We start from the raw sequence: 23725 nt of genomic DNA, 5'->3' as shown, positions 1-23725 counted from the left end.
GTGTATCGCAGATGATCGAAAGGCTAAGCCGACCCCTAGTGTGCCGGTTCTCGAACATGATCGTGCCACGCAATTGCCTTGTGAAGCACCCTTGAGAGCTGATCGACAGAATAAGGCTTATGCAACAGTTCGAATCCGTGCGCGCCATTTTCAGCCAAAACGTGGCTGTAGCCGCTAGTTAGGATTACAGGTAAATGGGGGTAATCAGCGCGGACACGTTGCGCCAGTTCGATGCCGCCAATCCCGGGCATCACTACGTCGGTGAAGAGTATGTGGAAGCGCGCGCAATCTTTCTCAAGTTCCGCAAGAGCTTGCTCGCCATCGCGTGCGAGCACGCTGTCGAAGCCAAGGTCCTGCAGCGCGGCTAGCGCGAAATCACCAACGCTCGCATTGTCTTCGACGACCAGGACGCACACCCCCATGCCGTCGCCCCGAACTTCTCTGGTTTCAAATGATGCAAGGTGGCCGTCAGATTCGACGCGCGGGAGATAAAGTGTGAATGTCGTACCGCGCCCCAATTGGCTTTCGACCGTCACGTCGCCGCCCGATTGCTTTACGAAGCCGAACACCTGACTAAGTCCCAAGCCAGTGCCTTCGCCTGTAGCTTTGGTGGTGTAAAACGGCTCAAACACGCGCTCGAGGTCGTCGGCGGCAATTCCTGTTCCCTCGTCGGTAATCGCGATTGCCGCGAAATCTCCGGCGATTTCATCGTGCGAACGTCTCGCCGGAATATTCGACACGGCGCCCACCGCGATCGTCAGCCGTCCCTCTCCGTTCATCGCGTCGCGGGCATTGATCGCCAAATTGACAATGGCTGTATCGAGCTGGCTTCGATCCGCCAGCACATACAATGGCACTTTAGGCGGCTTGAGATCGAGCGCGATCCTCGAGCCGGTCAATGTGCGCACCATATTCCCAACATCGTCGATGCTGGCACCCACGTCGAACAGCTCTGGCGACAGCGCCTGACGACGTGCAAAGGCGAGCAACTGCCCAGTCAGTTTCGCGGCGCGATCAGCTGTCTCGCCAATCGCATTCACATAGCGCTCGCGACGCTCGGCGGTTATGTCTGGTCGACGAAGGAGATCGACCGAGCCTCGAATTACCGTGAGTAAGTTGTTGAAGTCGTGTGCGACGCCGCCCGTCAATTGGCCAATCGCCTCCATCTTCTGACTTTGACGAAGCTGATCGTGTGCAGCCTCCAGCTGATCCGTTCGTTCGGCAACGCGCGCCTCTAGCGTGTCATTCAGGACGCTCAGCGCTTCCTCCGCCTTCTTCTTCGCCGTGATATCGATCGCGGTGCCGACAATCCGGACGCAGCTGCCAGCGTCGTTGAATACCCCACGGCCTTTGGCCGCGACCCAGCGAATAAGCCCGTCTTCTTTGCCAATCGTGCGGTACTCGACATCGTAAAGGGCGCGCCGGTCGGGGTCGGCTGCGGCTGCGTAAGCCGAACTTGTCGCCTCCCGATCATCGACATGCAGCCCATTGTAGAAGTCGTCTATCGTCACCGGAACATCCGGCGAGATCCCGAACATTGCCTTCGTTCTCGCAGGCCAGACCAACTGATGATGGATGGGATCGACGTCCCAGAATCCCACCTCGGCATGTTCGACCACAAGATTGAGCCGATCGGCGATGTCGTGATATGTCTGCTCGGCTGATCTCGGCCCCGTAATGTCGATCGACACCCCCGACAGCTTCACAGGTCTGCCATTTGCATCATAGCTCGGCTGGGCGCGGATTTGCGCCCAGCGTAAATCGCCGCCCGGCGTGATGAGCCGGTACTCGATGTCATAGTCGTCGCCGCTTGCGATGCTGGTGGCAACTGCCGCTTGCATTCGCTCACGATCGTCGGGATGAACGGCGTCGCGAAGTTCAGCATAACTAAACGGCAAGGTCGGATCGCGACCGAAATTGAGCCGGCAGATTTCCGAGGAGGTCAGCTCCTCCGTCGTGAGGTCGAGCGACCAGATGCCAAAACGCCCGGCTTTCAAAGCGAACTCGAGTTCGTCTTCGCTCAAAATGCCGTGGTGCAGCCCGAGTTGTCTGCCGGCAACCATGTCTGTTTCGCTCACTAGCTTTCCTTATGCGCACTCACGATAAGCGAAGACGACGCCCACACAATCAACCTGGATCAAGGCCGATCCAGGACTTCTACTTACTGTGTTCACCGCGTAGCCGGCAGCCAATCGCCGCCAGTATCGACGAGCCGTCGCGGGATTCCGGCGAGCGCTCGTAGAGCGGCCGCGTCTTTCACAATGAACGCGCGCGCGCTTCGTCGAATCCAGGCTCGATCGATGAACCCTCGCATCATGCGACTGACATGGACGGAAGTGAGGCCGAGTGCGTCGCCGATATCCTGCTGAGTAAGCGGAAAGTCGAAAAGGTCTGCCTGCCCGGCATCGATCGTGCAGGCGCGATCGAAGAGATCGAGAAGCAGCGCGGCGACGCGACTTTCAGCTGACGATCGGGCAACGGCAGCCATGCGATCGGCAAATGCAACAGCCTCTCGCATCGCATCGAGGTAAAGCACAGCCGCCAGACGGGGAGACTGTACGAAGAGGTCGCCCAATCTCGCTTTGGAGAGAGGGGCGACGACTGTCGGTGACAGCGCAGTGAGCGTGTCGCTGGCCGAACAATGCGCCAAACTTGATGCGCCGACGATATCGCCGGGCAAGTAAAAGTGACTGATGAAAACGCCACCATCGTTGCGCAAAGTACTGCTCGAAACCCAACCTTCAACCAGCAAATAGGCGCCCGTCACGGGATCGTTCTCGCGCCGTATCACGGCGTGGCGATTGACCGTTTTGGGCGGACCTAGAAGCCGCGTCATCATGTCGCGGTCGCAGCTCGACAAAATCCCACAGAGTTCGAATTTTCGCACCAAAGACGCCGGCGCCATTTCAAGATCCTGTTGTTTTTCCGGGAGAAGTGCCGAGATACGATTGTGCAACCGTAGCGGATGCGAGCGACCTCGCTGCGATTCAGAAAAACTTGGATTGATAACCTAGGTTGAATCTTTTTGACGCCGGAACGAGCGGCCGCCTTTGCCGATTTATGACAAGTCCATCCGTCGGGGCTGTCTGTCGCGGGCGGTTCAGTGGCGGCAACAAAGGGTAGCGGATGCTGGTTGAAGAAACCACGGGCCAACTGGAAACGCCCGTCGTCGAACCGCCGGACGCTTCGCCTTCGATCTCTAGCAAATTAGTCGCTGATCATGCGCGACGTGAGCTAGTAGTGCTCATGCATCGCGTTGCAGCCGGCGACCGCAAGGCGTTCGATCAGCTTCATCGTCGCACAAGGGCCAAACTGTTCGGGACGGCTTTTAACGTCTGTCATGACCGGGCGGCGGCGGATGACATCCTTGCTGACGTCTACGTGTCAGTCTGGCGAAGCGCCAAAAGTTATAGTTCCCGGCAGGGCAGTCCGATAACGTGGCTCGCCACCATCACGCGCAATCGGGCAATCGACTGGCTGCGAGCGCAGAAACCGAGTGAATTTCTTTCGGCCAATCTGATCGAGGTTATCCGTGACCCTGCGCCATCGTGCGTTGACCGCATCGTCCTGCAACAGGATCGCGACGCGCTTCGCAAGTGCTTCGGAACTCTCCCTTCTACAACGCAGGCCGCAATATATGACGCCTTCTTCGAGGGGCTTACCTACGCGCAGCTAGCAGCCCGGGCCGGCGTTCCCCCTCAGCACAATGAAGAGTGTCATTCGAAGAGGGCTCATGACGTTGCGTCGCGGTCTTACTGATTGAGGTAAGCCAGTAGAAGGTGGCGCCTCCGCGTAGGCGTCGGACCGGCTTTGCTCTACCGGTCCGACGAGCCGTCACTTCATCATCATGTCGCTGTGCTTTTTGAGTGCCATGCACTTCTTGTCCTTCATCATCATCGCCTTCGACATGGCTTGGCACTTCTGCCATTTCTTCATGTCCATCTTGGACATCGACATTTTCTTGCTCGACATGTTCCCGCTGGACATCGATCCGCTGGCCATCTGCGCGGAGGCAGATCCTGAGATTGCGAGGATCGCGGCAGCAGCGATTATGTTGATGGTCTTGGTCATGGTCTTCCTTTCAAATTCCCGCTTGTTAGCTACGGACGCCGGCTCATTTGGCTTCGAGCGATCGCTTCATTTTTTCCAGCAGTCAGCAGGATCTGCGGAGGGCCAGTTTGATTGAGAAAAGCAGGCGCCCGATCATTTGTTGGTCGGCGTTGCGCACCAAATTCCGCCGATCAGGTTGAGTGGAGACTATCCGAATGCGGTCGAAGCAGATGGCTGAGTGGCCAACGTCATTCTTCATTAGCGAAGTTTATGTACATCTGTCGGCGCAGAGGATTTTTGATGGCAATCGGCACGATCACGTATCCTACTCCGGTCCGTGTACACGGCTTTTCTTGCGAAAATTGCGGTGAGGTCGACATGGCAGCGCGGAACGTAGATCCCGCCCATCCACGCTCTGGAGCGAACAATGTCGATGCGGCCAGCGATCCGACGAGGAATGCGGCTGACCCGGTTAAGATTGCCGCCGTCAAGGAAAAGGCTCTGGCTGCGAGCACCAGGACCGTCGGCTATTCCAGGTTGGGGGCTGCAACCGAGCCATTTTCGCCCGGGTCGGCCTTCTCAATCTTTGCCTAGATCTCTCTTAAAATGCAGCGACAGCCGCCTGTCACCACGGACGTGGTATTTATCGTCTGCAATGCGCCCGCGGCGGCGGGGACGTTTGCCAACTTGAGTGCGCCGAAGGCCGACTGTCAGCCCTTACGCTGGGACCGCAGGATACCATTCGGCTAAGCAGCTAGTCTTCCCTTGTGATCCAGCAGTTCGCCGACTTTGTTGCCTTCGACTGGGCGGCTGAAGAGATAACCTTGAATACTGCTGCATCCCTGACCCCGCAGGCGATCAAGCTGCGCCGTATCTTCGACGCCTTCCGCCGTCGTTTCCATATGTAGTGCTGTCGCCATATCGACGATCGCCCTGATGATCGCCGCCGAGCTGTCGTCATTCACCACCGCATCGACGAACGACTTGTCGATCTTGATCTTGTCGAACGGGAAGCTGCGAAGATAACTCAAAGACGAATAGCCTGTGCCGAAATCGTCGAGCGCAATGCGGACTCCCATTGCGCGAAGCTGGTGTAGCAGCGTCACCACCGATCCAGCGTCTTCGAGAAAGATCGACTCCGTTATCTCCACTTCTAGCCGAGCCGGCGTGAGCCACTGCGTGACAACGCTTGGAAGATGACGTTCGAGAAGCCCGTGCTGCGGAACTGAAGTGGCGAGACGTTCACTGCGACCCTGACATGCTCTGGCCATTGCGCTGCCTGGCGACAGGCCTCCTGCATTACCCATTCGCCGATCGCGACGATCAGACCGGTATCCTCCGCGACTGAGATGAATTCGATTGGCGGGATATTACCGCGGGTTGGGTGCTCCCAGCGCAGCAACGCTTCGAAACCACCGATGCGATCGGCTTTTAAGTCAAAGATGGGCTGGTAGTTGAGCCGGAACTGACCGGCTTGGAGCGCTTGCCTGAGGTCAAGTTCCAGTTGTCGGCGCTTACGGGCGGCTGCGTCAAGCGCGGGTTCGAAGAACCGAAATACACCGCGTCCGTCCTGCTTGGCGCGATAGAGTGCGAGGTCCGCGTTCTTGAGCAGCGTATCGGGGTCGTTGCCATCGCCCGGGCTGATGGCTACGCCGATGCTGACGCCCGTCGCGATCTGGTGACCGTCGACCGACAGCGGCTTTCTCATGTCATCGATGATGTCCTGCGAAAGCGCACGGGGTCGGTCGTCGTCAGTGTCACGCAGGTTGAGGATGATCGCAAACTCGTCGCCGCCAAGCCGCGACACGATGCCATCGCTCGCAATTCCCGTCAGCCGTTGACCGACGTGCCGCAGCAGAGCGTCGCCGACAGGATGGCCCAGCGTATCGTTGACGCCCTTAAACCCATCGAGATCGAAGCACAGCACGGCAACGCGCTCGCCTAGTTTGCCAGACCGGCCGAGATCGGCTTCTAGTTGCTGACGGAAAAAAGTGCGGTTCGGGAGTCCGGTCAGAGAGTCGTGGAAAGCCAGGTGGGTAATGCGATGCTCGCGTTCTATGATCCCGGCGGACATGACGTTGAAGCTCTCGGCAAGGCGGCCGATTTCGTCCGCACCGGCAACTTCCACCTCCGTGCGCGCGCCCTCTTCAAGTGACTTTGCCGCGGCATCGAGCGACGCGATTGGGCGCGCAATTGAGCGTGCGAGGCGACGCGAGCCGAGCAGCACGAGAAAGAGTCCGAACACGCCGGCGAGCGCGATGCCGATTTGCAGCGAGCGATACGATGCAAGTGCGCGCGCTTGCGGATAACTGAGCATCAGCGCTGCTTCCGGGCTCGGCCCGCGGCCGCCGAGCGGCTTGACCAGGACGAACGCGTCACCCTGCGGCAGGTCGATCGTTGCGGGCGTTTTCGCCGAGTTCCCTATGCTTCCGGCCACGAGCTGGTCGAGCGCGGGATTACCTGACACGCGGCCATCGGCCGACGCCCAGCGGCCACTCGCGTCGCGGCGCAACATGGTCGCGGTCAGCGGGATGGCCGAAAGATGTTCAAGCGCCGTCATCTCGACCTGATCGAGCGGCACTGTGAAAACGACCCAGCCGATTTCGGTGGGCGCCATGATGGGTGAAACGATAACGCGGTACGCTTGGCCGTCGGCGACGATTACCGCCGAGGTCCGGCCCGCCGGTAATTCGGTCGGCAGGCGCGCGACTGCCTTTTGCAGGGCGGGCGGGCCATCGCCGATCACGTCGCCAGCTTGATCGACGACAAAGGCATTGGCGACCTCGGCACGATCGCGAAGGGTCGCGACTGCGGAGTCTATTGTCGCGCGGTCGCCGCTTGCCACGGCCGTGCGGAAGCCGAAATCGCGCGCCAGCACGCTCGCCGAACCGGCAAGGGAGCGAGCGCGCAGTGCCCAGATACGATCGTACACAGAGCCGCTGGTAGCCAATTCCGCGCGCACAGAGCTTTGCGCATGCGCCAGGATCATGACTTGCGCGGACACAGCGACGACCATCAGCGCGACGGCGAACAGCGCCATGTAGAGAACCGACAGGCGTGTGCTCAGACGTCGGAAACGGAACGCTGGCATCGCAAATCGAGGTGGGCTGCGACGGTTCACCGCGGCCGGATTGTGTAAGTCGCGTCCAGGCCTGTGGCGGTCACCGCCGCCGGTTGCGTCAGCATGTTTTCTGGGGCGCGGGCCGAAGGATACCAGACGCGGATCGTCGCCGCACCCACCGGCACGTTGGCGATGGTCACGCGCCCGCTGGTATCGGTCTGCGCCGCGAACGGCGTATCGACGACGATGATGAAAGCACTCATCGCGTCATGGATATTGCAGCCAAGGGTTACGACACCCTCTTTGTCGAAGGTCACGGCGCGCGTTTCGTCGCGACCATAAAGCTTCATGTCGAATTTTTTGGCGCCAGAAAACGAGTAGACGTGATGACGGACCTTGTCGCGGTTGGGGAACGATACCGTGGCGCCGACCGGGACGATCAGCACATGCGGTACGAACGCGATGTTCTGCTGCGCCATGACATAGGGCCAGGGAAACTTAATCGGTCCTGCCGGTGGGCGGGCCATCTCGATCATCACCACCGCGCCGACTAGCGGCTGGCCGTCCGCTCCGCGCACCGTGATCGTTGCCGATGCGGCGGACGCCGATACTGGCGCTAGCGCCGCGACCACGGCCGCAAGGCACGGAAAAAGTATACGCATAACCGCTCCTTACCCTCGCCAGGGTTGGCAATTCATAAACCCGATATTGTTAAGAAATTAACCAGTTTTGGAGATTAACCCGCATCACACAAAGGGCGGAATCCTCGCAGATCATGCGGACAGTCAAGACTTACGCCGTGACAATTGCGATCGCCCTTCTCGCGGCGGCCTCGTCGGCGCATGCAGACGAAATGCGCTCTGGCGGCAAGCTTGTGCTAACCGGCGGCGTCACCAGCGTCGAGGGCGCGGCCGGCGGCGGCCTTGCCACCTGGGCGGTCATCACCGGCAATGAAACGGATGCCGGGATCGGTGCCAGCGTCAACATCACCGACGTTCCACTGACGGACTTCAACCTCACCGCGATCGGGGGGAAGATTGGATGGCGTGACCGCGTCGAGGTGTCCTTCCAGCATATAACTTTCGATACACGAAAGGCTGGCGCGGCGTTGGGGCTCGGCCGTAACTTCCGGTTCGACCAGAACGTTATCGGTGCGAAGGTGCGGATCATCGGCGATGCAGTTTACGATCAGGACCGCATTCTGCCCCAGATCGCGATCGGCGTTCAGTACAAGCTAGCCAATCAAGGCGCGATCATCCGCGCGGTCGGTGGCCGTCAGTCGCGCGGCACCGATTTCTACGTTGCGGCGACCAAGGTGGTTCTGTCGAAGAGCTTGGTGCTCGACGCCACGATGCGCCTTACCAAGGCCAATCAGTTTGGCCTGCTTGGCTTCGGCGGCGACAAGGTGGATCGATATCGTCCGCAATTTGAAGGATCCGCGGCTGTGCTATTGACGCCCCGGCTGGTGATCGGCGCGGAATATCGGTCCAAGCCCGACAATCTCGGCTTCGCACGCGAACAGGGAGGCTATGATCTGTTTGCGGCGTGGTCGCTCATGCGCAACATCACCTTGACTGCGGCCTATACCGACCTTGGCGATATCGCTACTTTCCGCAGCCAGCGCGGCGCATTTTTGTCCCTACAGGGCGGCTTTTGATCGAGGGATTTCTATGCTGTCCATAATTCTCGCCGCCGCCGCCGCTGTTCAGACTGTCCCTCCAGGTGAGGAGCCGGTCGAGCGCTACACCCAGTCCAACGCCAATGCCGGTGCCAAGCCGTTTTCCGGGGACGAAATGCTCAAGGCATTTCACGGACGCGACGGCATCAATCGCATCGTAGATGATCTCGTCGATCACCTCGTTGTCGATAAGCGGATCGCCGACATCTTCAAGGCACAGGACGTCGTCCGCCTTCGCCGCACGCTCAAGGAGCAGTTCTGCTTCATCCTCAACGGTGGCTGCGACTATAGCGGCCGAACGATGAAGGAAGCGCACAAGGATTTGGGCATCCAGAGCGCGGACGTTGGAGCGCTCGTCGAAAATCTGCAGGCTGCAATGCGCAAGGAAGGCGTGCCCTGGTTCGCGCAGAACCGCTTCCTTGCCAAGCTCGCACCGATGAAACGCGACACCGTCGAGCGCTAGGGTACTTCATACTAGGAGGCGGCTGCTTACAGGGCAGTCGGGCAAAAAGCCGCCAGTCGGCAGTCGGCCCAATCTACGTCATAGGCGACTGTAGACCCGCAGCGGTTCGCAATTCGGAAAGCCGTTCTCGACAAATCGCCTCTACCGCGTCCCGAAGGCGCAAGACACTGTCTGCGAGCCAAGACAGATCGCTTTCTGAAATCTCATACTGATCCGAGTACCGTGCCTCGACGTAGGCGCGTTTCAGCAGCTCAAACCGACGTCTTTCTTCGCGATTTGATCGCTGCCAAGCGCTTATGAGGCGCCCATTTTTGTCTTCAGAAATGGATCTCAAGAATTTGATATTGTGGGATCGCGGAAAGTAGAGTGTCCGCGTCAGCAAGTAGCAAGCGTATGCGGTCTCGGTTGCCTGATGTAGGTTGAAGGCTGCCAGCTTTCGAAACCCCTGGTCGTCGCTGGAAAGCTCTAGTTGAATTTCTGCGGTCTTTATCCAGCGATCCAAGTCGGCCAGCTTGCCGCTGAAATACCGCGACGCCATTTCATACGCGTCCGCCGAGGTCAGCGCCTGCGGCGTCGCCAGTGCACTTCCGGGCAACTCGTACAACGCAATTCCGTCACGCGATATCGACCCAGAAATATTCGCCCCGCGTCAGCGACTGGTTCACCTCGTCCAGTGAGTGGACGATGATATTGACCTGCCGCTCGATCGCATCGTCGTGCAGAATCCGATCGTCGGCGACGTACCAGTAGTTGGCTATGTCGGTTAGATCGGGGTGGCTGACGACGATCAGCAGATCGAAGTCAGATTGATAGCCGTTCTCAGGCTCATCGACCCAATCGTCGCGTGCGTAGCTGCCGAACAGAATGATCTTGAGGATCTTGCCGTTCTTCTTCCACGGCTGCGTCGCGGTCGCGATCGCCTTGTCGAATTCTTCGCGTAGGATCGTGACCGTTCGCCGCAGCTCGTCTTGCTGTTTCTCCGGAAGGTGATCGAGATCGGTGCGCATCGTGCGATTCTCGCGGTCGCGGGCGAACGTGGCAAGGTCAATCTGCTCCACGTCGCTATCACGCGTAACGAGCACGATGGCGAGGCGCCCCGATGTGCAGCGATACCCCCCGCCCTGCCCGCCCATCATGTGCCCGGTGTCTGCTCGCCGTGCGCGCCGGCCATCCGCAACTGGCGAACGATACCATTGAACCCGGCGGTACATCCTTGGGCCCGGCCGATGTCATTGTCTCCGCTGGCGGCATCCCAAAACATGTCGAGCGGCCAGCGCTCGCGGCAATGCGGGAGCAGACAACGCAGCGCGAGCCGAACCTCGATCGTATCGACCCTGGCGCCGGTCGAACGCGTCATCGCCGAGCGCAAGATGCGGATCGCGAGATCGATGATAATGCGCTGATGGCGCGACAGATAAGCCGCCATCTCAATGGAAATCGTGACTTCGGACCCTGATCAGGTCTTCGGGATCGGCGCCGCCCGCGAACGGCGGGTGATAGTGCGCCGCCGGTTTTGGCACCCAGCCGGCGTCGCCGCGATCCGGACTGCCGCTATGCGTCGCGCCATCCGCCCTGCCCGGCCGATGCGGAAAGTCCATTGATCCGACCTGGCGCAACAACGGCGTCAAATCGTCGATGCGGTCGACGATGACGTGGACCACCTCGCCTTCTTTCTGCAGGCGACCCGTCATGCTGACCATCGACGACGACATCAACACGCGCCGATATTTCTCGAACCGGTCGGGCCAGATGATGCCCTGCGCGACACCGGTTTCGTCCTCGATGGTGATGAACAGCACGCCCTTGGCACTGCCGGGCTTCTGGCGGACGAGAATGACCCCGGCGACCGCGACATGGCGGCCGTCCTTGATCGACAGTAGCTCGGCGCACGTGACCATCCGCCGGCTGGTCAATTCCTCACGCAGAAACGACACCGGATGCGCCCGCAACGACAATTGCGTGGTGCGATAATCCTCCACCACTTCGCGGCCATCGGTCATCGGCACGAGCGCGACGCTTTCCTCCACACCTTCGGAGCTGAATTCGGCTTCGCGCTCGTCGGCCGCCGCAAACAGCGGCAGCGGCGCCTCACCGAGCCCCCTCACCTTCCACAGCCCCTGACGCCGGTCTTCGCTGAGCGCGTGGAAGGCGTCGGCCTCGGCAAGCCGTTCGATCGCGGCGCGCGGCACGCCGGCCCGCCGCCACACTTCCTCGACGGACCCGAACGGCACCTCGCCGCGCGCCGACACGATCGCCGCGCCATGCAGGTTGGCGAGCGATCGCACCTGGCGAAAGCCCAGCCGCACCGCGAGCCGATTGCCGACAGGTTCGAGCGTGCAGTCCCAGCGGCTCTTGTTGATACAGACCGGCAGTACCTCCACACCGTGCTTCTGCGCATCCTGCACGATCTGCGCGGGCGCGTAGAATCCCATCGGCTGCGCGTTGAGCAAAGCGGCACAGAACACGTCAGGATGATGATGTTTCACCCAGCACGACGCGTAGGCGATCTTGGCGAACGACGCCGCGTGACTTTCCGGGAAGCCGTAGCTGCCGAACCCCTCGATCTGTTTGAACGTACGTTCGGCGAAATCCTGCGGATAGCCCCTTGCGACCATGCCGCCGACCAGCTTGTCGTAGAAATGGCTGACCCCGCCGGTCAGCTTGAAGGTCGACATGGCGCGCCGCAGCTGGTCGGCCTCGGCCGGCGTGAACCCGGCGCCGACGATCGCGACCTTCATCGCCTGTTCCTGAAACAGCGGCACACCGAGCGTCTTTTCGAGCACCGCGCGTAATTCGGCTTTCGGATACTCGGGCCGCTCCTTGCCTTCGCGGCGGCGAAGATAGGGATGGACCATATCGCCCTGGATCGGCCCGGGCCGCACGATCGCAACCTCGATCACGAGATCGTAGAATTGCTTGGGCTTCATGCGCGGCAGCATCGACATCTGCGCGCGGCTTTCGATCTGGAAGGTACCGAGCGTGTCGGCCTTCTGGATCATCTTGTAGACCTCAGGATCGTCGTCCTGGAGGTCGGCCATCGTGACCCGGATGCCCTTCTCCTGCTCGAGCAAGTTGAACGCGCGGTTCATGCAGCCGAGCATGCCCAAGCCCAGCACGTCGACCTTCATGAATTTCAAGGCGTCGATATCGTCCTTGTCCCATTCGATGACCTGACGGTCGGCCATCGCTGCCGGCTCGATGGGCACGAGATCGTCGAGCCGGTCGTGCGTGAGGACAAATCCGCCGGGATGCTGCGAGAGATGCCGCGGCGTGCCGATCAGCTTGCTCGCGAGATCGAGCGCGAGCCGCAACCGCCGGTCGTTAAGATTGAGGTTGAGCTCCCTCGCCTGCTTCTCGCCGACCCCCTCGACCGACCAGCCCCAGACCAGCCCCGACAACGAGGCGGTCAGGTCTTCGGGCAGGCCCAACGCCTTGCCGACCTCGCGGATCGCGCCGCGCGCGCGAAATCGCGTGACGACCGCGGTCAGCGCCGAACGGTCGCGGCCGTAGGTCTGGTGAATCCACTGAATGATTTCCTCGCGCCGCTCGTGCTCGAAGTCGACGTCGATATCGGGGGGCTCGGGCCGCTCGCCCGAGACGAAGCGCTCGAACAGCAATTCGTGCTTGATCGGATCGATCGAGGTGATGCCGAGCACGAAACACACGCAGCTATTGGCTGCCGAACCACGCCCCTGACACAGAATCCCGCGGCGGCGCGCCTCGGCGACGATCGCGTTCACGGTCAGAAAGTAAGGCGCATAGTTAAGTTTCCCGATGAGCGTGAGTTCATGGGTGATCTGATCGGCATGGGCTTGCGGTACGCCCTCAGGAAACATCCGCTCGGCGGCTTCGCGCGACAGCCGCTCGAGCGCTTCTTGCGCGGTCAGCCCCTCGAGCACGCGTTCGTGCGGGTATTGGTAACTTAGCTCGCCGAGATCGAAGGTGCAGGCCGCTACGATATCGGCGGTTGCCTGCACCGCGTCGGGGAACGCGGCGAACCGTCTCTCCATTTCCTCAGGGCTTTTCAGATGCCGATCACCATGCCGTTCGCCGCGGTACCCGAGCCGGTCGACCGTCGTGCCTTCGCGGATCGCGGTCAGCACGTCCTGCAACAGCCGCGCCTCGGGCGCGTGATAGAGCACATCGCCCGTGACCACCGCCCGGACACCCGCCCGAGCTGCTTGAGCCGCAAGCGCATGAACGCGCGCCATATCGTCGGGGCGGCGGCGCAGCGTCAGCGCAAGATAGCCCCGCCTGCCGAACACGTCGCGCAGGTCGGCAAGGTCGCGATCGAGCGTGACACCCGGTTGATCCGGCAGCAAAATGGCGACGAGCCCCTCGGCATGCGTTGCCACATCGACCCAGCGCAGATCGCATCCGCCTTTGCCGGCGCGCGCCTTGCCGACCGTCAGCAACCGCGTCATCCGCGACCAGGCCGTGCGGTTTGTCGGGAAGAGCAGGAGTTGCCGGCCATCGTCGAGCACGATGCGCGTGCCGGGAATGAGCCGTACCCCGGTCGCCTTCTGGCCTTCCCAGCCGCGGACCATCCCCGCGACCGTGCCGAGATCGGTCAGGCCGAGCGCGGTATGACCGAGCAACGCCGCGGCCGCGAACAGTTCCTCGGGACTGGACGCGCCCCGCAGGAACGAGAAATGGCTGGTCGCCTGAAGTTCGACGTAGCGCGCCATCGGTCAGCCCGCCGCCAGCAGGCGCGCGAGCAACGCCGCCAGGCAGCACGCGCCGAGCGCCATTTGCGGCGGGCGCAACCGGGCGAAATGAGCCGGCGCCTGTCCGTACCGAGCGGCCCGCGGGTCGAGCAGCCCGACCAGCACAAAACCCGTTATGGTGAACCCGAGCCCGGCCGCAATTTGCCCGAAGGCATCGAGCACCAGCGCAACCGTGCCCGGCACGAAATAGAGCAGCATGGCGATGGTCGCCACGCGCGTCGAAGCCCCGGGCATGCCAAATCCGAACCCGCGCCGGACGCCGCCGACGAAGACGAGCAGAGAGGCAGCCCAGATAATGGCCAGGTCGGTCGCGAGATCGGGCCATGGCGGCGGCAGCCACCACGCCGCGATCGCGGCCGCCACCAAAGGCAGCATCGGGCCGTAGCCGAATATCAGGCTCGTCGCGGGTATGCGTGCAGGGTCGCGTTGGGTCATCCGAATGCTCCATGCATCCACCAACTCAAGTCCCCGGTCTCGGGTTCGACACCGTCGCCGCGCCGGAACACCCAGAACCGGCGCCCTTCCTTGTCTTCGACGCGGTAATAGTCGCGCACGGCCCAGACTTCGCCGTCGCGCCGCCACCATTCGCCATGAATGCGCTCCGGCCCATCGCCGGCCACCACGTCGTGCACGGTACCGCGCCACGCAAAACGGCGCGGCGGCTGGTCGGGCAGCAACGCGATGACCGCAGCAAGCGGCTCCGGCCGGTGCAACAGGCGCGCCGGCCGCCGCCACGCCGGCCAGCCGACGGGTTGCGAAAGGGGCGGCACCTGCGCCACCGCCCGCTCGGGGACATCGCTCTCGATCAACGACGTCTTGAACAACGCGCGATGACCGATGCGTCCCGCCAGCTGGTCCATAAGGGGCGCCATATCGCTGGCCGCGTCTTCGCCGGCGAGCATCGCGCCAAGGGCTTCCGCCCCGAGCGGCTCGGCGCGCGCCGCGACGAGCCTGCCACCTTCGATACCCATGCCGGGCGCAATCTGTTCGAGCCGAAGCTGCAGCAGTCGCGCGAGATGCCGCGGATCGCGCGTCGCCCGCGCCAGCCCGACGACTACCTCCTGTTCGGTTCCGTCGATCCGCACCAGCCTGAGCACGACCTGCCGCGCCCCCAGCCCTTGCGTCCTGAGTTCCCTCGCAAGGTCGCCCGCCAGATCGCTCATCACCTGGCCGATCGCTTCGGGCGTGCCGATCGGCTCGAGGAGCCGACGTTCGGCGGCCGGCGCCTCGAACGGCACGACGCTCTCGATCGGCTCGGCGACACGACCGATCGCCTGATCGAGCCGCTCGATGGCGGCGCGGCTCAGTCGTCGTGCGAGCGGTCCGCGCGGCAACGGCAAGAGATCGACGACGTGCTCGAATCCGAACCGCTTCGCGGCGACGAGCGCGGGCTCATCGAACCTGAGCGCGGCGATCGGCAGCGGCGCGATCGCCTCGGTCGTTCCACCCGGCGGCGCGATCGTCACCGTCCGACCGGAAAATCGCGCCAGGGCATGCGCTGCCCCCGCCGTGTCCGCGATCGCGACGCAGGCAGTGAGACCGATGCGGTGCAGAAAGGCGACAAGCCGGCGAGCAAACCGTTTTTCCCCGCCGAACAGATGCGTCGTTCCGCTCACGTCGAGGACGAGACTGTCGGGAGACGCAACCGCCGCGATCGGCGTCCAGTGCCGCACCGCATGAATCGCCAGCCTGTCCAGTACAGCCCGATCGGCTTCCAGGTTCGCGGGCAGCACCTCGAGACCGGCAAACAAGGCACGCGCCTGCGTCACTGGCAGGCCCGGCGTCAGCCCGGCCGCCAGCGCCTCGCCGTTCGCGGCGTAGACGATCTCCCGCTGGCCTTGCCGGTAAGCCAGCACCAACAAGCCGACGCCACCATCGACCTCCGGCAAGGCTCCGCCGCGCCGCGCACCATCGTCGGCTTGCATCGTGCGGAACGGATGCGTGGCGGCTTCCGACCGCCGGCCCATTTCGCGATGCGGCGGCAGCCGGTGCGCGGCCCGCGGCGTCGGCTGCGCCCACCGTGCGCCGGGCCGCCAATGACCACCCCGCGGCACCGAGCAGGCGCCGGGATCGTCATCGACCGGAGGCTCGAATGAAGCGACCGTTTCAGGCGGCTTGTGCGCGGTGTCCCGCCGCAGCCGCTCGATCGGCAGCTGTGGCAGGAAGACCGAGGCGACCCTGCGCATCGCAGCCCTCCACGATGAGAGAAAAAGGATTGCCGTTGCGCTGGCGGACAAGCTCGACCGACCAGCACGCGCGACCGACCCCTGGAACCCCGAGCGGCACCGACGATGCGCAGGCGATCCGCCAGCGTGTGGTCGCCGCGGACGGCTCGTTGAGCGGCGACGTGCCGAGTTTGCGCCACCGGCGCATCAGCAAAGCGGGCGTTCGCCCGTCGCTCGCGGCGAGCTGGAGCCGCCGCGTCGCGGTCATGTCCGCGCGCCGGACCTCACCGACGACCGCCGCCAGCCCGCCGTGTCGCAGCGCATCTTCCATCACGGCCAGCAGTTCGCGATCGTCGCGCGCCTGCGCGAACATCAAGCGGTCGGGGCCGAGACCGGCCTGTTCGACCCCGGGAGCGTAGAGGTCGAACTTGGTCAACACCCATAGGACCGGCCCCGGCCCTGCCCGCGCCGCCGCGCCGGAAATGAACAGCGTCGTCGCGGCATCCTCGGCCAAGGCGGGTGCCGCGGGCGTCATTTCGTGGAGCGCGCCCACCGCCAACCCGCCATCGGCCAGTCGCGTATCGATCACATCGAGCGCGAACGGAATCGCGCCGCTCGGTCGCGCGGGTGCGTCGAGCGTCGCTATCTGACGACGCAGCGCGCTAAGCGGATCGGGGCGAGAACATTTTTCCATCGAGAATCATAGAATCACTTGTTCCCTTTATGTTCCGCGCGCGCGAAAGATTCGTCAAGCGGGTTGACGCGCCGCCAGCGAGCGGAACGTGATCGACCAGCGCGGCCGCGCCATCTCGACGATGCTGTGCTCCCACTCATGCCGCACCTCGCCCGACAGGTGATAGATCGCCCGTGGCTCGAGCGCCGCTTCGGCCCGGTCGAAACCGCCCGGCTTGCGCCGTCGCAGCCGCAATACCGCCGGTTCGCCGAGCGAGATGCCGACGACATGCTCGTACACCGGCCGGTCGCGATGCCAGCCGATCCCGGCGCCCGGGTCGTAGCGAATGAGCAACGCCTGCATGAGCTCGCCCGCCTCGAGCCCCGCAAATCCTGCTGCCCGAGCGCGAAACGGCGCCAGCCAATCGGGTAGTGGCGGCGCGTCCGCCATGCGTCCGCGCTCGAAATCGTAGCGCGACCCGAACGATGTGGTCAGCCGCTTGCCCAGCCAGCGCTGAAACTTGAAGGGCTCAAGCGCGGTCGCGTCGATGCGCGCAATGAGTTCGCGCTCCTCGGCCACCGTGAGAAAGTCCGGCGCGCTCGCAAAGCCGGCAACGACGGGCGTACCGAAAAGATCGCCGACCGGCGCCGTCACCAGGGCAGTTCCGCCACGAAATCGGCCAGTTCGCGGAACGCGGCGTCCTCGAACCCGATACCGTGATCGGTCTCGATCAACGGCGCGAGCGCTGCCGCCTCCATCAAGTGACGCTGCGACCGCAAGCGATCGGGATCGTACAGATCTTCCCATTTGCGCAAGGCCAGCAATCGAGCATCGACCACATCGATCGTGCTTGGCGTAACCTCCAGCCCGGCCGCCAAGGCCTCGTGCCGGGCGACCGTGTCCCACCGCAGATCATCGGCCAGGTCGCCCAATACCATCCGCGCGGTGGCCAGCAGATCCATCGACACCGACACGCCGTTCAATGTGGCCAGCTCGGTGGCGAACGGCGACCGGCCATCCTCCGCCGCGCGGATCGTCTCGACCTCCGTCATGTGAAATCCTTTACCTAGAGCGCGAGCTCGGCCTGGCTTGGGACGTCGCCATCATCCCATAGCTCGGCCCGGAACGTGTGCGCCGGGAGTGCTCGCAAAATATCGGTTTCCGGTACCCGGTGATCAAGCCAGTCCATCTGCATGCCGCGCGGCAACACAACCATCTGGCGATCGGCATAGGGCCGCACATCTTCGCCGGCGTCGACGGACAGCACCGCATAAGCGCTGGGCCAGCGCGGTGTCGCCGGACGCCAGATTCCGGCGAGATAGAAATGATCGTCGTCGACCCGGCTGAACCGGTACCGCCGCCGCCGTCGGTTGTGAAAGAACAGGGACGCGGGCACCACACAACGGTTGCCGGGAAAAGCGCGGCCTTCCGAGCGGACAACTTCGAACGGGCGTTCCTCGGGCCATGCCGGCTCGAGCCCCCAGATCAGATTGACCATCTCCAGCGTCCCGTCGCGGCCATAGCGCACCACCGCGCCCGGTTCGCCGATCCGGTCGGCGTGCGTTGTCCTGTTCGCCATCACCATCTTCCTTGCCGCAACCGCCACCTCTAAGATCGGCATTCGCGGCGACTCGCGACATAGAACATAGCAGGAACAGCGCACGATGCCAAAGCCCTGCCGATAAGGGCCCGCCACGATGTGCAACGATTATCGTCTGACCGTCGATCTCGACACGATTGCGGGCGATTTCAGCGATCTCAAAATCAAGATCGACTTTCCCGAGGGTGTGCCCAACCTTGAGGCGCGCGAGGATATCAGGATCACCGACACCGCGCCCATCGTTCGCGCCGCGGTCGATCCCGCATGGCCGCACGCCTTGGTGCAGCGACGCTGGAGCTGGCCCGGGAGCCGCGGCAAGCCCGTGTACAACTTTCGGTCGGATGATCGCGCGTTCGGTGGCAACCGCTGCCTGATCCTCGCCGACGGCTTTTACGAATTTACCGATCCCGAGCCTGTCGAGGGCGCACCGAAGAAGCGGCTCAAGGATAAATGGCTGTTCACGCTGAAGGACCATCGCTGGTTTTGCATCGCGGGCATCTGGCGCACCGACCCTATTGTGGGCGAAGCCTTCACGTTGCTGACCACCGAGCCGGGGCCCGATATCGCCCCGTATCACGATCGCCAGATCGTGGTGTTGCCGCGCCGGGATTGGGCCCGCTGGCTCGAGCCGACGACGCCGGCGCGCGACGTGCTGCGGCCGTTGCCTGCGGGCAGTCTCGACATTAGGCAAGTTCACCGTTGAGCCGCGATCGGACTAGGGAAACACCTCAGATGACGGCATCGAGTTCGGCGGGCCGTAGCTCGTATACAAGCTGATCCATCGTGCATTGTGCCGGTGCCTTATCCGGTCGCCAGCGCAGGAGGCGCGTGCCGTGGCGGAATCGATCGCCGGTGACCTGGTCGTAGATCACTTCGACCACCAACTCGGGCCGCAACGATTCCCACGAACTCTCTTTTCCCGAATTCCATCGGCTCGGGCCGCCCGGCGCCTTGCCCGTAAAGCCTGGCGCAGCGATCAGGGGCGTCAGTCGATCCGCCAGCCGGCCCCGCTCCGCGGCGGCGATCGCGCTGGTAAAACCGACATGGTTGAGTTTCCCGCTGTCGTCGTAAAGACCGAGCAATAACGAGGCGACACCGCTGCCGCCCGCGTGGCGACGAAATCCGCCGACGACGCAATCGGCCGTGCGCAGCTGCTTTTTCTTGAGCATGGCGCGCTCGCCTCCGCGATACGGGTCGGCGAGACGCTTGGCGACGACGCCATCGAGCGCGCCGCCGCTCGCCGCCAGCCAGGCTTGCGCGTCGGCGACAGCCTCGCTCTTCGGCGACAACAGCAGGCCGCTAACGTGATTGGCACGATAAAAGCGCTCAAGGGCAAGGCGACGCTCCGAAAGCGGCCGATCGGCGAGGACCTCGCTGTCCAGCGCGAGAATGTCGAACGCCATCAATTGCGCGGGCGTCTCCTTGGCAAGCCTCGCGATCCGGCTGGCGGCAGGATGGAGCCGCGCCTGCAGTGCATCGAACGACAAGATGTCGCCGCGCGGCAGGATGATTTCGCCATCGACGGCGAACCGCCGCGACCTGAGCGCGCCAAGCATTGCCACTAGCTCGGGAAAGTATCGGTCGAGGCGCTTTCCGGACTTGGACCAGATGGCGATGTCCGCGCCGTCGCGGACCGCGATCGCGCGAAACCCGTCCCATTTGGGCTCGAACTGCCAGCCGGCTTCCGTCGGGAGGGTATCGACGAGCTTGGCCTCCATTGGTGCGGGCGCGGTTTCGGTCACAACGTTTCAACCGGAGACGGCTCGCCATGTTCCCGGGCGGTGCCTTGCGCAGTGCCCGACCGCAGACATAAACCCTTTCAGGCGAGCGACCGACAATGGCCCCGGCGCAGCGCATCGCGCGCGGGTCGCGGATTTGGCCAGGCCCGATCCGTAGCATAATCAACATCTTGATCAGCGCCGCTGATTTCCCATCTCACCTTCAGGAGATAGGACGATGGCGAACGGCTGGGCGCCCGACGGCGCTGTTCAAGACCAGATCGACGATACGGTTGCCGACGCGGTGTTGCGCGCGCGGGAAATGATGCCGCGGGGCGACGGTTCAATCGAATGCGAGGACTGTGGCGACGATATCCCCGAGCGCCGCCGCCGGGCACTGCCGGGCACGCGAACCTGCGTTGCCTGCCAGAATATTCGCGATGCCTCGATCCGCACCGCCGGCATCAACCGCCGCGGCAGCAAGGACAGCCAGCTGCGCTGACGCTATGCGCTATCCTGTCACCCCGGATGGCCGATATTTTGTCGTGCGCGGCCGCTTGTGGCGGATGGCCAATCCAGCCCTCGACGATAGCGAACGCGAACGGTTTGTCGGCGCGCTGATGACAGCACGTCGGGCGGTCGGTCATGCCAGGCGCAACGGCGATGATGCAGCCGAGGCTGCCGCTCACGCGGCGGTCGATGCGGCCAAGCGCGCGCTTGGCGAGCGCGGTCCGGTCTGGTGGGACGATGGTGCGCCCGATTTCAACCGCCACATGGCGCGGACGACGCCCTACGCCGAGTGGTTCGCCGCCAGGACAGCGAGCGACTAGGCTTTGCGGCGGCGTGACGGTTTCGCGTCATCCGCCAACTCGATCCAGACGGGCGCATGATCGCTCGTCTTCTCCCAGCTGCGGACGTCGCGGTCGACGTCGGCGGCACGCAAGCGCTTCGCCAGCGCCGGGCTGAGCAGCAGATGATCGATGCGCAGACCAGCGTTGCGAGCGAAGGCGTTCCGAAAATAGTCCCAGAATGTGTAGATCGTTTCGTCAGGATGCAGCGCGCGCAGCGCGTCGGTCCACCCCTGCGCGATGAGCCGCGCGAACGCCGCACGCACTTCAGGTGCGAACAAGGCGTCGTCGAGCCAGCGCTCGGGCTTATAGACGTCGAGATCGGTCGGCATGACATTGAAGTCGCCGGCGAGCATGACGGGTAGCTTACTGTCGAGCAGCCCGGCTGCATGCTCTATCAGCCGCTCGAACCAGGCGAGCTTATATTCGAACTTGGGACCCGGCCGAGGATTGCCGTTGGGCAGGTACAAGCCGCCGATCAGGACGCCATTGACCGCCGCCTCGATGTAACGGCTTTGCGTTGCGTCGGGATCGCCGGGCAAACCGCGGCGCGTCTCGTGGATTGCGCCGACGCGACTGAGCATCGCGACCCCGTTCCAACTCTTCTGGCCGTGCCAGATCGCGTCGTAGCCGGCGTCGCGAATGGCGACTTCGGGAAACTTCTCCTGCGGAGCCTTCAGTTCCTGCAGCACCACCACGTCGGGCTGACGTTCCGCTAGCCAGCGCAGGAGCACCGGTAGTCGGCCGTTGACCCCGTTCACGTTATAGGTTGCGATCTTCACAGGTCGGGCAATGCCTGGCTGGCAAGCCCCCAGCCAGCCAGCGCTTTGGACATGGCGCGCTCGATCAAGGCCGGCGCGTCGCCGACATGCCAGTGCGCGGGGGTGTCGATCGTCTCCATTTCCTTCCAGCTGATCGGTGCCGCGACCGGCGCGCCTTCGCGCGAGCGCACGCTGTACGGCATCACCGCGGTCGCCCCGCGCTGATTGCGCAGATAGTCGACGAAGATACGACCCTTGCGCTGCACCTTGGGCAAGGCGGCGGTAAAATTGGCGGGATCGCTCTGTGCCACCGCCAGGGCCAGGCGGAGCGCAAAATCCTTTACCTCGGGCCATTCGGCGCGCGGCGTCAGGGGAGCGATGACGTGGACGCCCTTGCCGCCGGTAACCATCGGAAACGTCTCCAAACCGATCGACTTCAAGATATCGCGAAACGTGAAGGCGGCGCTACGCACTGCCTCGAAATCGAGCCCGACATCAGGGTCCAGGTCGAACACCAGCCGATCGGCCTTCTCGACATCCTCGATGCGCGCGCCCCAGCCGTGGAATTCGATCGTGCCCATCTGGACGCAGGTCATCAGACCCTGCGGCGTGTCGACATAGAGGTAGGGCTCCTCGTGACCGTCTTTTTCGGCGATCCCGACATGGCGCACCGCGTCACCGAAGCTGCCCGCATCGTGCTTCTGGAAGAAGCACTTCTTGGCGCGGCCCTGGGGACAGCGTACCAGGCTGATCGGGCGCGAACCGCACCACGGCAACATGATCTCGGCCACGGCCTCGTAATGATCGGCGAGTTGTCCTTTCGTAATCCCGCCCTCGGGATACAGGACGCGGTCGCGGTTGCTGATCTTTACACCCGACCCGCCGCCCGCCGCAGGCGGCGGCGCCTCGGCCTCGACCACCACGGCTTCGGGCTTCTTGTCCTCGCGCAAGCCGAGATAGCTCGGATGCCGCAACGTACCCTCGTTGGTCATCTCGGTGAACGCGATCTCGGCGACGAGACGAGGCTTGAGCCAGTGCGCTCCCCGTACCTCGGCGCGCGGCGCTTCTACCGTCGCATCCTTCTGCGCGAGCGGCCGCATCTTTTCCATCAGGCGGAACAATTCGTCGGTGGTGAAACCGGTCCCGACCTTTCCGGCGTAACGCAGCCGGCCATCCTCGTTCACACCGAGGATCAACGAGCGAAACAGGCGGGACTTGTCGCTTGGCGTCCAGCCGACAATCACGAACTCCTGTCGGCGAATGCATTTGGTCTTGATCCACCCGCCGGATCGCGAGCCGCTATAGCGTCCCGTCGCGAGCTTCGAGATGACGCCCTCGAGGTCCGCCGCGCAGAATTGATCGAGCAGCTTTTCGCCACTTCCGACGATGTGCTCGGAATACCGCAGCCGCGTCGCGTTCGCCGGCATGATCGCGCGCAGCCGCAACTTGCGTTCGAGAAGCGGCAAACCGGTCAAGTCTTCGCCATTCAGCTCGAGCAGGTCAAAGGCAAAATAGTCGATGTTGTCCTGGTCGCCCTTGAGCGCATTCTGCAGCGCCTGAAAGCTGGAGCGACCATCGGCATCGAGGACAACGGCTTCGCCATCGATCAGCGCGGATTTCACCTTGAGCTTGAGCGCAGCAGCGAGGATGCCGCCGAAGCGGTCGGACCAGTCGAGCCCGGAGCGCGTATAGGCCCGCGCCTCGCCGACGCCGATCGCCAGCAACGTGCGGTAGCCGTCATATTTCATTTCGTGAATCCAGCGGTCACCGGTCGGCACCGCGCTCGCCAATTGTGCCAGCTGCACGGGCCTGAACGGGGGCGGACCGCCAATGCGTTGCCTTGGCGGTGCCTGCTCGCGGGGGGATTTCGTTCGCGCTGCCATCTCTCCAAGACTCACCTCGCGGTCTGATCGTTCCCTCCCCGGCTCGGGCGCGCGAAACTCGATGGAATCAGGTGCGTTGGAGACGTAGGAGCGTGGAC

25 protein-coding genes are annotated in these 23725 nt (G+C 63.3%); 7 read left to right on the top strand and 18 right to left on the bottom strand.

The genetic code is table 11. The annotated features are described in order from the left end of the window. Positions 1-35: 35 nt before the first annotated feature. Both FPZ24_RS04505 and FPZ24_RS04500 read right to left on the bottom strand, forming a co-directional pair. Positions 36-2078, bottom strand: coding sequence for a hybrid sensor histidine kinase/response regulator (locus FPZ24_RS04505; protein ID WP_146569912.1), 2043 nt, complete (start codon positions 2076-2078; stop codon positions 36-38). Positions 2079-2170: 92 nt separating this feature from the next. After that, on the bottom strand, positions 2171-2956 hold the full coding sequence (locus FPZ24_RS04500; RefSeq protein ID WP_146569911.1) for a Crp/Fnr family transcriptional regulator: 786 nt from the start codon (positions 2954-2956) through the stop codon (positions 2171-2173). Positions 2957-3126: 170 nt separating this feature from the next. Here FPZ24_RS04500 and FPZ24_RS04495 point away from each other — a divergent pair, with 170 nt between their 5' ends. Together FPZ24_RS04495 and FPZ24_RS04490 are read left to right on the top strand one after the other, a co-directional pair. Beyond that, positions 3127-3759, top strand: coding sequence for a sigma-70 family RNA polymerase sigma factor (locus FPZ24_RS04495; protein ID WP_146569910.1), 633 nt, complete (start codon positions 3127-3129; stop codon positions 3757-3759). Positions 3760-3943: 184 nt separating this feature from the next. Next, on the top strand, positions 3944-4186 hold the full coding sequence (locus tag FPZ24_RS04490) for a hypothetical protein (protein ID WP_186729047.1): 243 nt from the start codon (positions 3944-3946) through the stop codon (positions 4184-4186). A 610-nt stretch (positions 4187-4796) separates the two neighbouring features. Here FPZ24_RS04490 and FPZ24_RS17730 read toward each other — a convergent pair. The 3 genes from FPZ24_RS17730 to FPZ24_RS04480 form a co-directional block, all read right to left on the bottom strand. After that, positions 4797-5321: an EAL domain-containing protein gene (locus tag FPZ24_RS17730; protein ID WP_275669357.1), complete on the bottom strand. Its 525-nt coding sequence runs from the start codon at positions 5319-5321 to the stop codon at positions 4797-4799. Next, the gene (locus FPZ24_RS04485) at positions 5204-7090 is read right to left on the bottom strand and encodes a putative bifunctional diguanylate cyclase/phosphodiesterase (RefSeq protein ID WP_275669356.1); all 1887 of its coding nucleotides are present in this window, start codon (positions 7088-7090) and stop codon (positions 5204-5206) included. Before FPZ24_RS04485 ends, FPZ24_RS17730 begins: the two co-directional genes overlap by 118 nt. Positions 7091-7167: 77 nt before the next feature. Beyond that, positions 7168-7647 (bottom strand): methylamine utilization protein, encoded by a 480-nt coding sequence (locus FPZ24_RS04480; RefSeq protein ID WP_240047613.1) that lies wholly within the window; start codon positions 7645-7647, stop codon positions 7168-7170. A 239-nt stretch (positions 7648-7886) separates the two neighbouring features. Here FPZ24_RS04480 and FPZ24_RS04475 point away from each other — a divergent pair, with 239 nt between their 5' ends. Both FPZ24_RS04475 and FPZ24_RS04470 read left to right on the top strand, forming a co-directional pair. Beyond that, positions 7887-8768 (top strand): DUF3034 family protein, encoded by an 882-nt coding sequence (locus FPZ24_RS04475; RefSeq protein WP_146569907.1) that lies wholly within the window; start codon positions 7887-7889, stop codon positions 8766-8768. 13 nt (positions 8769-8781) lie between these two features. Further along, on the top strand, positions 8782-9252 hold the full coding sequence (locus FPZ24_RS04470; RefSeq protein ID WP_146569906.1) for a group I truncated hemoglobin: 471 nt from the start codon (positions 8782-8784) through the stop codon (positions 9250-9252). Between the two features lie 73 nt (positions 9253-9325). On the opposite strand, the gene FPZ24_RS17505 is transcribed toward FPZ24_RS04470, so the two are convergent. The 10 genes from FPZ24_RS17505 to FPZ24_RS04430 all read right to left on the bottom strand — a co-directional run bounded on the left by FPZ24_RS17505 (position 9326) and on the right by FPZ24_RS04430 (position 18438). Next, a complete protein-coding gene (locus FPZ24_RS17505; RefSeq protein WP_240047612.1) occupies positions 9326-9856 on the bottom strand; it encodes a HEPN domain-containing protein in 531 nt (176 codons plus the stop codon). 10 nt (positions 9857-9866) lie between these two features. Further along, on the bottom strand, positions 9867-10310 hold the full coding sequence (locus FPZ24_RS17500) for a nucleotidyltransferase domain-containing protein (RefSeq protein WP_240047611.1): 444 nt from the start codon (positions 10308-10310) through the stop codon (positions 9867-9869). Between the two features lie 74 nt (positions 10311-10384). After that, a complete protein-coding gene (locus FPZ24_RS04460) occupies positions 10385-10678 on the bottom strand; it encodes a hypothetical protein (protein ID WP_146569905.1) in 294 nt (97 codons plus the stop codon). Between the two features lies 1 nt (position 10679). Continuing rightward, positions 10680-13940 carry an error-prone DNA polymerase gene (locus FPZ24_RS04455; RefSeq protein ID WP_146569904.1) on the bottom strand — a complete coding sequence of 1087 codons (3261 nt, stop codon included), beginning with the start codon at positions 13938-13940 and terminating at the stop codon, positions 10680-10682. 3 nt (positions 13941-13943) lie between these two features. Beyond that, positions 13944-14414 (bottom strand): DUF3429 family protein, encoded by a 471-nt coding sequence (locus FPZ24_RS04450; RefSeq protein ID WP_146569903.1) that lies wholly within the window; start codon positions 14412-14414, stop codon positions 13944-13946. After that, positions 14411-16165: a Y-family DNA polymerase gene (locus FPZ24_RS04445; RefSeq protein ID WP_146569902.1), complete on the bottom strand. Its 1755-nt coding sequence runs from the start codon at positions 16163-16165 to the stop codon at positions 14411-14413. Before FPZ24_RS04445 ends, FPZ24_RS04450 begins: the two co-directional genes overlap by 4 nt. Continuing rightward, the gene (locus FPZ24_RS04440; protein ID WP_240047610.1) at positions 16086-16838 is read right to left on the bottom strand and encodes an ImuA family protein; all 753 of its coding nucleotides are present in this window, start codon (positions 16836-16838) and stop codon (positions 16086-16088) included. The genes FPZ24_RS04445 and FPZ24_RS04440 overlap by 80 nt, the downstream gene beginning before the upstream one ends. A gap of 54 nt (positions 16839-16892) precedes the next feature. Further along, complete coding sequence (locus FPZ24_RS04435; protein WP_240047609.1) at positions 16893-17471, bottom strand: alpha-ketoglutarate-dependent dioxygenase AlkB; 579 nt, start codon at positions 17469-17471, stop codon at positions 16893-16895. Continuing rightward, positions 17468-17869 (bottom strand): hypothetical protein, encoded by a 402-nt coding sequence (locus FPZ24_RS17495; RefSeq protein WP_240047608.1) that lies wholly within the window; start codon positions 17867-17869, stop codon positions 17468-17470. The genes FPZ24_RS04435 and FPZ24_RS17495 overlap by 4 nt, the downstream gene beginning before the upstream one ends. A 14-nt stretch (positions 17870-17883) precedes the next feature. Next, positions 17884-18438: an SOS response-associated peptidase family protein gene (locus tag FPZ24_RS04430; RefSeq protein ID WP_240047607.1), complete on the bottom strand. Its 555-nt coding sequence runs from the start codon at positions 18436-18438 to the stop codon at positions 17884-17886. A 76-nt stretch (positions 18439-18514) separates the two neighbouring features. On the opposite strand from FPZ24_RS04430, the gene FPZ24_RS04425 reads away from it, so the two are divergent. Then, positions 18515-19120: an SOS response-associated peptidase gene (locus FPZ24_RS04425; protein WP_146569900.1), complete on the top strand. Its 606-nt coding sequence runs from the start codon at positions 18515-18517 to the stop codon at positions 19118-19120. A gap of 25 nt (positions 19121-19145) precedes the next feature. Here FPZ24_RS04425 and FPZ24_RS04420 read toward each other — a convergent pair whose 3' ends face one another. Then, positions 19146-20159 carry an ATP-dependent DNA ligase gene (locus FPZ24_RS04420; RefSeq protein ID WP_240047606.1) on the bottom strand — a complete coding sequence of 338 codons (1014 nt, stop codon included), beginning with the start codon at positions 20157-20159 and terminating at the stop codon, positions 19146-19148. Between the two features lie 214 nt (positions 20160-20373). Here FPZ24_RS04420 and FPZ24_RS04415 point away from each other — a divergent pair, with 214 nt between their 5' ends. Continuing rightward, positions 20374-20637, top strand: coding sequence for a DksA/TraR family C4-type zinc finger protein (locus FPZ24_RS04415; RefSeq protein ID WP_146569898.1), 264 nt, complete (start codon positions 20374-20376; stop codon positions 20635-20637). 4 nt (positions 20638-20641) lie between these two features. Continuing rightward, on the top strand, positions 20642-20965 hold the full coding sequence (locus FPZ24_RS04410; RefSeq protein ID WP_146569897.1) for a hypothetical protein: 324 nt from the start codon (positions 20642-20644) through the stop codon (positions 20963-20965). Here FPZ24_RS04410 and xth read toward each other — a convergent pair. Together xth and ligD are read right to left on the bottom strand one after the other, a co-directional pair. Continuing rightward, positions 20962-21765, bottom strand: coding sequence for an exodeoxyribonuclease III (gene xth / locus FPZ24_RS04405; protein ID WP_146569896.1), 804 nt, complete (start codon positions 21763-21765; stop codon positions 20962-20964). The genes FPZ24_RS04410 and xth overlap by 4 nt on opposite strands. Then, entirely contained in the window at positions 21762-23627 is a 1866-nt protein-coding gene (ligD, locus tag FPZ24_RS04400) for a DNA ligase D (protein ID WP_146569895.1), read from the bottom strand. Before ligD ends, xth begins: the two co-directional genes overlap by 4 nt. Between the last annotated feature and the right edge of the window lie 98 nt (positions 23628-23725).

Source organism: Sphingomonas panacisoli (genome assembly GCF_007859635.1).
Lineage (GTDB): Bacteria > Pseudomonadota > Alphaproteobacteria > Sphingomonadales > Sphingomonadaceae > Sphingomonas > Sphingomonas panacisoli.
This window is presented reverse-complemented; position numbering and strand designations above follow the sequence as displayed.